This window comes from Clostridium lentum (genome assembly GCF_014287815.1).
GTDB classification, from domain to species: domain Bacteria; phylum Bacillota; class Clostridia; order Clostridiales; family Clostridiaceae; genus Clostridium; species Clostridium lentum.
Window position 1 is genome coordinate 35868 of record NZ_JACOOQ010000005.1, and the last position, 12923, is coordinate 48790.

The 12923-nt window shown below is 27.0% G+C and carries 12 protein-coding genes; 8 read left to right on the top strand and 4 right to left on the bottom strand.

Annotation, left to right across the window (positions count from 1 at the left end; genetic code table 11):
* Positions 1 to 42: 42 nt before the first annotated feature.
* Positions 43 to 942, bottom strand: a complete 900-nt coding sequence (rocF, locus tag H8R92_RS04255; RefSeq protein WP_022211085.1) for an arginase — start codon at positions 940 to 942, stop codon at positions 43 to 45.
* A 317-nt stretch (positions 943 to 1259) separates the two neighbouring features.
* Between rocF and H8R92_RS13150 the strand changes: the two genes are divergently transcribed.
* The 5 genes from H8R92_RS13150 (at position 1260) to H8R92_RS04275 (ending at position 5986) form a co-directional block, all read left to right on the top strand.
* Positions 1260 to 1499: a hypothetical protein gene (locus H8R92_RS13150; protein WP_243166591.1), complete on the top strand. Its 240-nt coding sequence runs from the start codon at positions 1260 to 1262 to the stop codon at positions 1497 to 1499.
* A 12-nt stretch (positions 1500 to 1511) separates the two neighbouring features.
* On the top strand, positions 1512 to 2615 hold the full coding sequence (locus H8R92_RS04260) for an LCP family protein (RefSeq protein ID WP_420314169.1): 1104 nt from the start codon (positions 1512 to 1514) through the stop codon (positions 2613 to 2615).
* A 125-nt stretch (positions 2616 to 2740) separates the two neighbouring features.
* Positions 2741 to 3376 carry a site-2 protease family protein gene (locus H8R92_RS04265; protein ID WP_022211087.1) on the top strand — a complete coding sequence of 212 codons (636 nt, stop codon included), beginning with the start codon at positions 2741 to 2743 and terminating at the stop codon, positions 3374 to 3376.
* Positions 3377 to 3447: 71 nt separating this feature from the next.
* On the top strand, positions 3448 to 4824 hold the full coding sequence (locus tag H8R92_RS04270) for an arginine--tRNA ligase (protein ID WP_022211088.1): 1377 nt from the start codon (positions 3448 to 3450) through the stop codon (positions 4822 to 4824).
* A 46-nt stretch (positions 4825 to 4870) separates the two neighbouring features.
* Positions 4871 to 5986 carry an AI-2E family transporter gene (locus H8R92_RS04275; protein WP_022211089.1) on the top strand — a complete coding sequence of 372 codons (1116 nt, stop codon included), beginning with the start codon at positions 4871 to 4873 and terminating at the stop codon, positions 5984 to 5986.
* Between the two features lie 22 nt (positions 5987 to 6008).
* Here the strand turns inward: H8R92_RS04275 and feoB are convergent, their stop codons facing one another.
* A complete protein-coding gene (gene feoB, locus H8R92_RS04280; RefSeq protein ID WP_186834814.1) occupies positions 6009 to 7907 on the bottom strand; it encodes a ferrous iron transport protein B in 1899 nt (632 codons plus the stop codon).
* Positions 7908 to 7919: 12 nt separating this feature from the next.
* Entirely contained in the window at positions 7920 to 8141 is a 222-nt protein-coding gene (locus H8R92_RS04285) for a FeoA family protein (RefSeq protein ID WP_022166644.1), read from the bottom strand.
* 206 nt (positions 8142 to 8347) lie between these two features.
* Here H8R92_RS04285 and H8R92_RS04290 point away from each other — a divergent pair, with 206 nt between their 5' ends.
* Complete coding sequence (locus H8R92_RS04290; protein WP_022211091.1) at positions 8348 to 9043, top strand: ribonuclease H-like domain-containing protein; 696 nt, start codon at positions 8348 to 8350, stop codon at positions 9041 to 9043.
* A 46-nt stretch (positions 9044 to 9089) separates the two neighbouring features.
* Here the strand turns inward: H8R92_RS04290 and H8R92_RS04295 are convergent, their stop codons facing one another.
* The gene (locus H8R92_RS04295; RefSeq protein WP_022211092.1) at positions 9090 to 9959 is read right to left on the bottom strand and encodes a ComEC/Rec2 family competence protein; all 870 of its coding nucleotides are present in this window, start codon (positions 9957 to 9959) and stop codon (positions 9090 to 9092) included.
* 115 nt (positions 9960 to 10074) lie between these two features.
* Here H8R92_RS04295 and H8R92_RS04300 point away from each other — a divergent pair, with 115 nt between their 5' ends.
* Together H8R92_RS04300 and H8R92_RS04305 are read left to right on the top strand one after the other, a co-directional pair.
* Positions 10075 to 10791: a lysophospholipid acyltransferase family protein gene (locus H8R92_RS04300; RefSeq protein ID WP_022211093.1), complete on the top strand. Its 717-nt coding sequence runs from the start codon at positions 10075 to 10077 to the stop codon at positions 10789 to 10791.
* A gap of 363 nt (positions 10792 to 11154) precedes the next feature.
* Positions 11155 to 12903, top strand: a complete 1749-nt coding sequence (locus H8R92_RS04305; protein WP_022211094.1) for a phosphoenolpyruvate carboxykinase (ATP) — start codon at positions 11155 to 11157, stop codon at positions 12901 to 12903.
* The last annotated feature ends 20 nt before the right edge of the window (positions 12904 to 12923 follow it).

Consider the following 12923-nt stretch of genomic DNA (forward strand, 5'->3'; position numbering starts at 1 on the left):
ACAAATTACTTATTATTAAAAAAACTCCATAAATATGGAGTTTCAATGAAGTTCTTGAGACATTAAGTTAATAAGCTGTATACAGGTTTCTTTAGTTTTGTTATCTTTATCCAAGGTAGGGTTATATTCAACAAAATCAATACATTTTACATGGCTTGTACCAAATATTCCATGAAGAAGTATTTGGCTTTCTTCAAATGTTAATCCATTATTTACTGGGGTTCCAGTACCAGGAACATAAGAAGGATCTAGGCAGTCAATGTCATAAGAAAGATGTATATTAGTTAAATGGTTGTTATTGATTTTTCTTAGTAATTCTTCAATGGTGGCTTCAGCTCCTTTATTTTTAATATCTTCAATTGTCCACATATTTATTTCTAAATTATTTATTAATTTAATTTCGCCACTATCTAAATCTCTACAGCCTAATAAAAAAATATTTTTTGGATTTACTTTTTTTTTATTAAATAGAATAGATGTTAGAGATTTATATCCAAGGCCTATGGAAGCTGCTAAAGGCATTCCATGAATATTACCACTAGGTGAGGTTTCGTGAGTATTTAAATCGCCATGGGCATCTATCCATATTACAGCCAAATCATCATTAAAGTATTTACTAGTGCCTGCTAAAGAACCTAAAGCAAGTGAATGATCTCCACCTAAGATAAAAGGTATAGTACCATTATTAAGAGCAAGATATACTAGTTCAGCTAAAGAGGTGTTACATTCAATAACTTCATTTAAATATTTCATTTTAGGATTAATCAAAAATTTTTTCTTAGCATCTAGGAAAGGTACGCTTATATCGCCTAAATCAATAACATTATGTTTTTTTGCAAATATATCTATAACATTATTTTCTCTAAGTATTTTTGGTCCTTGCTCAACACCGGGTTTATCACAGCCATAAAAAAGAGGCATACCAATAATGCTTATATTCATAGAAAGACCTCCAATCATAATTACCTTATTAATGATATATTACATTAATAAAGTTAAGTAGATGTAATAATTTATAATAGATTATTAATATTTTGTCCTAAAACAATAAAAAAATGATAGTATATATTAAGGTATAAAGGAATATTATGTTTTAAAAAGTAAAAAATACACAAAATATGATAAATTTAAAAGTGGCAATTTTACAAAATACCATATTATATACAAAGATAATATGAATTTACTTAAAATATATTATATTATTATTGTAATATATTTTAGATTAGTTATATAATATTATAAGAAAAGGAGGCGGAAAAATGAGCAGAAAGAAAAAGAACTGGTCAACGACAAAAAAGGTAGTCTTATCTTTAGTAATGGTTTTAGTTATTTTAATAGGAACTGTATTAGGATTTTATAAGCATATAAAAAATAAAATTTATGTAAAAAAAGAACCATCAATTTCTAACAATGATTCAGAATTCAAAGAAGTTGAAGGAATTACAAATGTTTTATTAATAGGAGTAGATGCAAGAGATTTAGATGAACCTTGTAGATAAGACTCTATGATAATTGCAACATTGGATAATAATAATAAAAAAGTTAAATTAACATCGTTATTTAGAGATACTTTAGTAGATATACCAGGACATGGAGAAGCTAAACTTAATGCAGCATATATGCTTGGTGGGCCAGAGCTTTTAATGAAAACTGTTAAGGAAACATATAATGTAAGTATAGATAAATATATAATAATTAATTTTTGGGGATTTGAAACTATTGTTGATTACATAGGTGGAATAGAGGTTGATGTAAAAGATTATCAATTAGAAGAGCTTAATAAATATATAGGTGAATCAACTGGTGGAAATGATTGTCCTGTTGAAAAGGCTGGTATACAGACTTTAAATGGTAAACAAGCTTTATCGTATGCGAGAATTAGATATAACGTTGGGGATGAATATGAGAGAACTGACCGTCAAAGAGAAGTAATATTTAAAGTGATAGAAAAATTACAAAATACCAAGCCAAGTAAATATTTGGGAATAATGAATACTATGCTTGAATATATCAAGACAAATATTGATCCGTTGGAAGCTTTAAATATGGCATATACAATATATAAGCTCCCAAGTCTTGATGTGGAACAATTACAAATCCCATTAGTTGCTTTATCTGAAACAAGAAACTATAAGGAGTTAGGTTCTGTATTCTTGATGGATAGACTACAAAATGCAAGTATATTATATAACTTTATATATGAAAATAAATATCCAAATGAAGAAGAATTTAATTATGATTCATTAAAAACAGAACTTCAAAAATATGCAAATCAAGAATCAGTTTATAATAAAATGTACGATATAAATCCAAATGATTATATTGAAGCACAAGATGGTGAAGTCAAAAGAGGTAATAATTATATGGAAGCACCGCAAGAACCAAATTATGTACCGAATGAACCAATTTCTGCACCTGAAGAAGAAGCAGGTGATAATAGTGGACAAGTTCCACCAAATGAAGATTCTGGAGAAAATATACCAAGTACACCTGTCCCAGAAGTACCTAAAGAACCATCTGAAGGAACTGGAGATAGTAATTCTGGAACTGAAGAAACTGAAACTCCAAGTGAAGGAGTGCAGCAAGGGATAAATGATAATTTAAATGGAAATTAAATTTAAAAGAACTGCAATGTTGCGGTTCTTTTAAATATGTAAAATTATAAACTTATTATTAAATTTATATTATTTGAAAAAATTATGATATAATAATAAGCAAATTATGCAAAAGAGGTGAAAAGATGAGAAATTTTGATTTATTTAATTTGATTATATCTGTACCAGCAGTATTAATTGCTTTTACAGTACAGGGATATGCTAAAGCTTTTGTAGCTGATAAGTTAGGTGATAAGACACCTAGATTTCAAGGAAGATTGACTTTAAATCCAATAGCCCATATTGACATTGTAGGGTTTATCATGATTTTGTTATTTCGTTTTGGGTGGACAAAGCCTCTAGAAACAAATCCAAGGGCTTACAAAAGAGGATATAAAGATGCAATAAAAGTATCTATTGCTGCACCTATAGGAAATTTAATTGCAGCATTTATTGGAATGTTTATATATGTATTCTTAATAAGATTCATGGGAACGGTGTTAAGTGGTGCAGCTGGAACTGTAATATTAAGCATGGTTTATGCTGTTGTAAGTGTAAATGTAAGTTTATTTGTATTTAATTTACTACCGCTTCCAGGATTGGCTGGATTTGAGATATTTAGAGATTTAGCACCTAAACATTTTTATAAAATGGCAGATAAGATATATGAATATCAATTTTTAATCTTAATGTTTGTAGTTTTTGTGGGATCAAGCATTCTTTACTATCCTGTTAGTTTTATAATTAATTTATTTTATAGTATTGTGAGAATTATACTTTAAAAGAAGTGGCTTTGCCACTTCTTTTGTCTTATAATTAATTTTTAAATATAGATATGTTTAGGGAGAAGTTTATGGATGAGATAAATATTATAGTAGGCATTATTGAAAAAGAATTTGATGTTAATAGAGACATAATAAAAAAATCTATACGAAGAAATACTTCAAAAGAGTATGGAGATTACAGTGTGCTGTGCTATATGTTAAAAAAGAATTTTAAAGAAAGTCCTTTAATTATTGCAAAAAAAATATCATATATTTTAAAGGAAAATGGAATAGAAAGCTTTGAAGTAATAGGGCCTTATGTAAATTTATATATAAAAAAAGATAGGATGTTAGAAAGTTTTTTTTCGCAATTTAAGGTTGAGGATAAAAGTATACATAGCAATGAAAAAATATTGATTATAAATAAAATGAAAAGTTTATCTATAGTAACAGAATTAAATGATCTATATAAATTAATAATAAATAAATTTATTGAAGGGCTATATAGAGAGCAGGGGTATAATTGTGAATTATATAATCCAATCCATAGGGAGAAAAAATTATTTAGTACTAATTATATTTTAGAAAATATTAGAAATAAAGGATTAATAAAGAAATTTAATCATGAAGAAATAGTAGAGCTTAAAGAATTTAATCTTCCACCTTTAATAATTAGAGATAAAGATTATAATTTGACCATAGAAGATTTAGCTTATCCGTTACATAGAGCATATGATAAAAATACTACTAAGATAATAATAATTAGAAATAAATATGAAAATACCAGATACAATCAAATATATTCTATTATGAAAAAGGTAGATTATGAAATAGCAGAAAAGCTAGAAAGTGTATCCTTAGGATTTATTAAATTAAATGAAAATATAAAAAAATATATAAGGAATGAAAATCATATTATAAAATTATTATTAAAGAGGTCTAGAGAAGAAGTGGTTCTTGCTTTGGATAAAAATGAAATAAATATTAAAGAAGTAGATATTGAGAGGATAGTTATTGAAAATTTGATTTTTAAATTTTTTAAAAAAGATATAGGTAGTGATGTTATTTTTGATTACTATGAATCATTTAGCATTAAAGATAATAGCTATTTAAAAATTAAAATTATGGAATGTTATCTTAATGAAAAGTTTAATAATATGCAAGGAAAAGAGTCAGCTATAAATTATGATTATTACCACTTAAAAGATAAATTAGAGTTAATAAATTTAATAGAGGAGTATATACAAGCTATTAAAACTAGTAGAAAGAATTATAGTAGTGCACAAATAATAAAATTAATAGATAGAGTTGCAGAGCAAATATCAATAATACGTGAAGAAAAAATAGATGATGAAAAGATTTATTTATTAATAGCGATTTGTAATGTTACAAAAAAGGCTTTTAAGTTGCTAGGGGTCAGCAATGATATGTTAATAAATAAGATACAAAAGTTAACTGTATCTTAATAAATTTTTTGGTATAATCAAATTATGTAATAAAGGAGTGAAATGATTGTTTTTAAAAGATAATAAATATAAAGATGTAATAATAGCTGCTTTGATAACATTTACATTTTGCATAATTATTTATAAAGCATTTGATATATTAGGTCCAGGAATAACTTATTTTTTTAAGGAGTTTGTATCATTATCAATGCCTTTTGTTTATGGAATTGTAATTGCGTATATTTTAAGTCCTGTTGTTAGGATTTTTGAAAGAAGATTAAAGTTAAGTAATGGAATTTCTATTGCACTAACATATGCAGTATTTTTAGGAATAATATTTGTTTTATGTATTTATGGTATACCATCTTTAATTGATTCCATAAAGGATATAGCTTCTAATGCAGATAGTTATATGGAGTCAGTACGAAGTTTTATTGATAAAATAACAAATAATCCTATGTTAAAGGATTTTGCAAGCACTACTGGAGTTGTAGCAAATTTGGAAACATATATTAGTAAGGTTGGCACAATAGCTGTTAATTTATTAGAAAGCTCATTAAGTGGAATATTTAGTGTATCTTCCCAAATAGTAAAAGTTATTTTAGGATTTATAGTATCCATATATGTTTTAATAGATAAAAATCGTTTAATTGCAGCAAGTAAGAAATTTTTAGAACTTTTTATTAAAAAAGAAAAAACGGAAAAAATTATTGAATTTATGAAAATTTATAATGATATGATAGGAGCCTATATAGGTATAAAGGCTTTAGATTCATTGATAATAGGCATAATGGCATTTATATTACTATCTATCGTTAATTCTGAATATGCTGTACTTTTATCAATTATTGTAGGATGTACTAATATGATTCCTTACTTTGGTCCTTTTGTGGGAGAAATAGTGGGATTTTTAATTAATTTATTTGTTTCACCTATAAAAGCAGTTATAGTGTTTGTGGTGCTATTTTCTTTACAGATGTTTGATGGATGGTATCTAGATCCTAAATTAGTAGGTAATAAAGTTGGTGTAAGACCTTTTTGGATTATATATGCTGTGGTTATTGGTGGAGGATTCTTTGGAGTGGCAGGAATGCTTTTAGGCTCACCTACAGCAGCAGTAATAAATATTTATTATAAAAGAATAGTTGGAAAAAAACTATCTAAGAAAAAAGCAGAAAAATAGAAGGCAGAAATTAATCTGCCTTCTATTTTTCTAATTTAATATTACAACTATCACAAGAACCTTTGCAGTTTTTGCATGAATTATTTTTTGAAGATCTATATAATATAAAGATAGCTGAAATTAATAATAAAGCTGTTATAAATATTTCAATATAAGATTTATTGTAAATAATTAGTGATCCTATATTATATACAGCAAATGATGCTATCCATGCTAATAATACTTGATATATAACAGAAAAAGCACACATTTTATTGCCAAATTCTTTTTTCATAGTTCCAATAACTGAAATACATGGTGTATATAAAAGTACAAAAACCATAAATGAAAATGCTGAAAGTGCCGTAAAGTGTAGCGGAAGCACAGCATATAAATCTCCAGAGAAGATTACTGACATTGACGCTACAACAGATTCTTTAGCTAATAGTCCTGTTAATAATGAAACAGAAGATTGCCAGTTTCCAAAACCAAGAGGTTTGAATATAGGTGCAATAAAGCTACCTATTGAAGCTAATATACTGTCATTTACATCACATAATCCATGGATATTAAAGTTTGATAAAAACCATAATACTATGCTCATAGCAAATATCAGTGTACCTGCTTTAGTTAAAAAGCTTTTAGTTTTTTCTAATAATTGATTAGAAAGATTTTTAAATGATGGTGCTTTATATTCAGGTAATTCTATTAAAAATGGCTCTTCATCATTTTTAAATATAGTCTTATTAAATATAAGACCTATTACAAAGGCCATTATTATACCTAAGAAATATAATGAAGCAACTACTATTCCAATATGTTTTGGGAAAAATACTAAAGCAAAAATACTGTAAACAGGAAGTCTTGCATTACAACTCATTAAAGGAACAAGCAATGCTGTTAACTTTCTATCTTTTTCACTTTCCAATGTTCTTGCATTCATTATAGCTGGTACAGAACAGCCAAATCCCATGATCATAGGAATAAATGCTTTGCCAGATAAACCAATTTTTCTCATAATCTTGTCCATTAAGAAAGCTACTCTAGCCATATATCCACTATCTTCAAGGATTGTTATGCATGTAAAAAGAGAAAGTATTATAGGTAGTAATACTATTATTCCTCCTACACCAGCAATAATACCATCTAGAATTAATGATTGAAACCATGGGTTAAAACTAGAAATAGAATTTGCTACAAAAGGAGTGAAATAATCATCAACTAATACTCCTAATAAATCTGAAAGAGGTTGTCCAATCCAAGAAAATGTTACTTGGAACATCAATGCTAAAATCATAAAGAATATAGGATAAGCAAGCCATGGGTTAAGAAGTAGGCTATCTAGCTTATCATTTCTTTTAGAAGTCTTTGGTTTGATGTTTTTTTGAGACTTTGACAAAATTGTCTCTATGTATTTATAGGTTTCTTTTTCAGATGAAAAACTATTTATTTTATTTGTACATTTTAAAGCCTCTAAATTTTTCAAAGTAGCTTTGATTTCACTAATACCTAAGCCCTTAGAAGCTTGAATTGGTACTATAGTAACATCTAATAGAGAAGATAGTATATTGAAATCAATAAAAATACCTTTCTTTTCAGCTACATCAATCATATTTACTGCTAATACTATTGGTTTATTAAATTGTTTTAACTGAGTTGTAAGGTATAGATTTCTATCTATGTTGGATGCATCTACAATATTTAATATTATATCTACATCTTCATTTAGTAAAAAGTTCTTAGATACAATTTCTTCGTTAGAATAAGTATCCATAGCGTATATACCAGGCAAGTCCACAATTTTGATATCATCAAAAAATCCTTCCTTTTTATCAATGGTTACACCAGACCAATTTCCCACTTTTTGATTAGAACCTGTTAACAAGTTAAATAAAGTGGTCTTACCAACATTAGGATTACCAAGTAATGCAACAGTTTTCATATAATTCACCGCCTATTTAATTAAAAAAATATTCTTTGCATCTTTTTTTCTTATGGCTAAATCAAAGCCACGTATATTTATTACCAAGGGGTCACCAAGAGGAGCAACGCGTTTTAGTTCTACTTCCGTACCTTCTACTAATCCTAAAGCAGAAAGTCTTTTTGCTAACTTTAAGTCTCCTTTAATGCTATGAATTTTACCTTTTTCCCCTAATTTCAAATCACATAAACTCATAAAATCACCTCGAATTGAAAATCATTATCGTCTGATTAGTTATGTCAATATAATATCAAAATCTTTATAAAAGGTCAATGAGGTGTACTTGTTATCTAAAAATTACATATATCTATAACAAAATAATTTTGTATGATATAATATATTCTATAAGTGTAGAATTAGTTTATACAGGCGATAAAATTATGTAGAGAAAGAGTGATATTGTGATTATTCGAGAAAATGTCATTGAAGTTGAAGGCTATGATGGGATTGATATGCTAGAAATTGATGGGGAAAAGTGTAAGCCAGAGGAATTGATATTTTTTGATTTAGAACATTATGTATATAAAAAACCTAAATGTATAGGTGTTTTTGGTGCTTGTATATATAATAATATAGACAAAAAGCTTTATGTTACCCAATATATGATTGAAAATAAAAGTGAAGTAGTAGATATATTAGTTTTAGCAAAGAAGTATTTTATAAAAATGAAGGAAATGAGAAAGAAGTCTATTGTGACCTTTTCTGGAAATAATGATTATACTGTTATTAATTATTTATTCAAGAAATACAATATAAATTTTAATATTGAAGGGGAATTTAAATCTATCGATATTCAAAAGGAATATGAGAAAAATAAAAAGACTTCTATAGGGCTTAAGAACTTAGAAAAGATTTTTGAGATATTTAGAGAAGGCGAAGTAATAAGTGGATCAAATTTAGCTAAAACTTTTCATAAAGTTTTAAAAGATGATGAATATATTGAAAGAATGCCTAAAGAAAAAATTGATACTATCTTGCTATATAATGAGCAAGATGTAGTAAACTTATTTAAAATTCTTACTCTATGGGGAAGATATATGAAAGAAGAATTTTTAAGTGATGATGAGCAAAAAGAAGATGAAGAGGAAAGTCAATAAAAAAAATGAAAGATAGATTCTTTTTAAGAATAAATCTTTCATTTTTTTATTGATAAGATATGGAAAAAGATGAACCATCAGATTTTATAATTATGCTTCCTAAGAGGTCTGTTCTGTAAATTTTTATATGATGATTTTTTAAGAGATTTAATGTTGAATAAGCAGGATGACCATACTTATTCTTAGAGCCCACAGATATAATAGCGACTTTAGGATTTACTGAGTTTAAAAAAACTTCAGAGGTAGAGGAACTTGAACCGTGATGACCAATTTTTAGTATATCAGATTTGAGATTTATTTTATTATCAGTTAAAAATTTTTCATTTTCTAATTCTGCATCACCGGTAAATAAAAATGAAATATTTTTATATGTAAATTTTATTATTGGTGAATAAAGATTTAATTCATCATTTATATTTATATTTGGTAAAGTGTAAAATGTAATAGAGGTTCCTGTTCCTAAATTAATAGAGTTAGAACCTGTAGATATAACGGAAATTTTTAAATTTTTATCGTTTAAAGCAGTAACCATATTTTCAAAGGTTATGGTTGAAGCAGTTGCTTTAGGTGCAAGAAATTTACCAATATGGTATTTGCGTATTAGGGCATCCATGTTTCCTATATGATCCTCGTGAGGGTGAGTGGCTATTACGTAGTCAAGCTTAAAAATATCTAGTTTATCTAGATAGTTCAGCAAATCATTTCTAGCGGTAGATGGTCCGGAATCTATTAGTAAATTATAATCATTAACGTTAATAAGGATACAGTCACCTTGCCCTACATCGATAAAATGAACTGAAAGGTAATTGCTATTTGAATTAGTTTTATTATATAATGAGGTGAATTGCTGAGAACACAGTAAGGTAAGAATTAATATTAAAATGGTAGTAAAAGTTTTAAAGTGCGTCTTCTTCATAATTCACCTCCATGGTTAAGAGTTTTGACATGAATATGAAATAATATTCGCTAAAAAATAAAAAAAAGTTAGACTTATAGTTATATATTACAAAGTAAGGAGAATTAAAAGTAATATGTTTTTTAAAGGAATAATGTACATAATATATATGATTGTAGTAAGAATTAAAGGAATTAAATATTCTTATTTAAAAAGATATAAGGGAGATGAAACAGCAGAAAAGTTTGTAGAAGATATAACCATGAAATGGTCTGATTACACAATTAAAACCATAGGAATAGAAATTGAAGTTGAAGGAAAAGAAAATATTCCTACAGAACATTGTGTATTTATAAGTAATCATACAAGTATATTGGATATTCCAATACTTTTTAGAACTATTGGAAAGCCTTTAGGGTTTATAGCGAAAAAAGAAATGTTAAAGGTACCTGTACTGGGATATTGGTTAGAAAAGGCTCATTGTGTTCCATTAGATAGAAGCAATGCCAGAGAGGCTGTTAAATCTATTAGCGAAGGTGTAAAAAATATAAAAGAAGGGTTTTCTATGGTTATCTTCCCAGAGGGTACTAGAGGTAAAATGGGACAGGTAGGTGAATTTAAAAGAGGGAGTCTTAAATTAGCCACAAGAGCTGAGGCATTAATAGTTCCTGTAACTATTGAAGGAGCTAGCAAAGGGTTTGAAGATGAAAGAAGATTTAAACCTTGTAAAGTGAGGGTTGTATTTGGTAAAGCTATAGATACTTCAATGCTATCTAAAGATGAATTAGTTAATTTAGCTGCAAATATTAGGAGTGAAATAGTTTTGAATATAAAAGATTATGGATCAAATTGAAATATTAACTCAATTTGATCCATTGTTTTATCAAAAATTCTTTTTATTATGCAATAATATTAAATTAAAAATTGCAAAAAAAATAGTTAAATATTTCATTACTATATAATATTTAGTTTTACATCACAAAAATACAAAAATTTAGTGAAAATAATAAGTAAAAAATTAAAATAAATTAAAAAAATACATATAAAATATTAAAAATATAAAAAAATATACGTAAAAAATTAAGTGAAAATAAAAGTGGATTAAAATAGTGAATAAAAATATTTTATTTATTGCAAAATAGTGATATAATGTAGGAGAGAGACAAGTATATTTGTGGTACAAATTGGTGTAAAAGTATAAATGGAGGGGACAAAAATGAAAAAAGAATTTTCTATTAGTAATGATAAAGTTTTATTGAATTTTTCAGCAAAATATTGTACTAATTTTGAGTCTGTTTTAGATAGTGAAGGATTTAGAAGGGTTTTAGATGTATATTTAAAAAAATCAGAAAAAAATGTTACGCTTTCATATAGATTTTTAACTGATTCTTTAGGAAGTAAGGATAGACATTTTATAAAAAGAGAACTACTTAAATTATTTAAATGGCTTACCATAATGGATGCAAATGAAATAATAGAAATTGAAAGTAATTACAGAGCTATATTTGAAGATAATCAAGAGTTTATTAAGGTAATAGAAGATTTATATTTATTTTGGAGAAGATTAGAAAGATATACAATTATTCATACAGATAAAGTAAGACAAGGTATTGCAGCAATGAATTTTACTGAAGCTAACTCTGAATTTGCTAAGCTTATTTTAAGATTATATAGAAGAATAGAAGAAAATATTTTAGGAGTCTCTCCTAAAGTATTTAGACAGATACCAGCAGGAGGTAACTGCAGTCTTATGATTAACTCTCTTTTATGGCCAGTACCTAATTGTTATGAAATATTAGAGGATATAAGTTTTATAGATTCTATATTATTAGAAGCTCCATTCATAACATATCCAAAGAAAAATACAAGAAATGGTATATTTAAAGAAATAAAATATAATCCATTAGAATACGCACATATAACTAAAGAGCATTGGTTCTGTTATCCTGCTAAAGTTGGAGAACTTTTGGCTTATGTGTATTTCCATAGAGATTTTATGGAGCACGGAGTTACTCTTTGTAATCTTTTTGAAATGGCAAAAGTAGAAGAATGTAGAGGTAGAAAACCAGATATGATATATGTCTTTGGGGCAACTGATGAGGATGAAGAATTAAAAACAGTATTTTATGATGACAAAGATAATAATATAATGCTTGGTTATGTAAATTATTCAGATGAAATAGATTATTTTGGTTATATGAAAAAGATGCTATTAACACTGCATAATTTAATAATGATAAAAAGAGGATATCTACCAATACATGGTGCCATGGTAAATATTGAAATGAAGAATGGTAAGCATGCTAATGTTGTAATAATGGGAGATAGTGGTGCAGGTAAATCAGAAAGCTTAGAAGCATTAAGAGCACTTGGTGAAAATCAAATAAGTGGTATGATAACTATCTTTGATGACATGGGTATATTTAAGGAGAAAGATGGCAATATTTATGGTTATGGAACAGAAATAGGTGCTTTTGTAAGATTAGATGATTTAGATCAAGGATATGCATTTAAAGAATTAGATAGAAGTATATTTATGAACCCAGATAAAATTAATGCAAGGCTTGTTATGCCAGTAGCTCCATATAGTGAAATAATAAAAGGATATAAAGTAGACTTATTCCTATATGCTAATAATTATACTGAAGTAAAAGAAAATGAAAAGCATATAGATTACTTTGAAAATGTTGAAGCAGCAATTAAGGTGTTTAAATCCGGTGCAAGAATGGCAAAGGGAACAACCACAGAAAAAGGCTTAGTTGAAAGTTATTTTGCTAATCCATTTGGACCAGTGCAAAAACAAAAGGAAACAGATATATTAATTGATAAATACTTTGAGACATTATATAGTGCTGGTGTTAAAGTTGGGCAAATTAAAACTTGTTTAGGAGTAAGGGGACAAGAAAAAAATGGTCCTAAAGATGCAGCATTAGAACTATTTGATATTATTAAATCTATTAAATAAAACATAAGATATTGGCTTTT

Coding starts and splice junctions, on each gene's coding strand:
- feoB (WP_186834814.1), bottom strand. CDS start 7,907: ATGAAAACTGTTGCATTACTTGGTAATCCTAATGTTGGTAAGACCACT.
- H8R92_RS04300 (WP_022211093.1), top strand. CDS start 10,075: ATGTTTTTTAAAGGAATAATGTACATAATATATATGATTGTAGTAAGA.
- H8R92_RS04305 (WP_022211094.1), top strand. CDS start 11,155: ATGAAAAAAGAATTTTCTATTAGTAATGATAAAGTTTTATTGAATTTT.
- H8R92_RS04265 (WP_022211087.1), top strand. CDS start 2,741: ATGAGAAATTTTGATTTATTTAATTTGATTATATCTGTACCAGCAGTA.
- H8R92_RS04270 (WP_022211088.1), top strand. CDS start 3,448: ATGGATGAGATAAATATTATAGTAGGCATTATTGAAAAAGAATTTGAT.
- H8R92_RS04285 (WP_022166644.1), bottom strand. CDS start 8,141: ATGAGTTTATGTGATTTGAAATTAGGGGAAAAAGGTAAAATTCATAGC.
- H8R92_RS13150 (WP_243166591.1), top strand. CDS start 1,260: ATGAGCAGAAAGAAAAAGAACTGGTCAACGACAAAAAAGGTAGTCTTA.
- rocF (WP_022211085.1), bottom strand. CDS start 942: ATGAATATAAGCATTATTGGTATGCCTCTTTTTTATGGCTGTGATAAA.
- H8R92_RS04295 (WP_022211092.1), bottom strand. CDS start 9,959: ATGAAGAAGACGCACTTTAAAACTTTTACTACCATTTTAATATTAATT.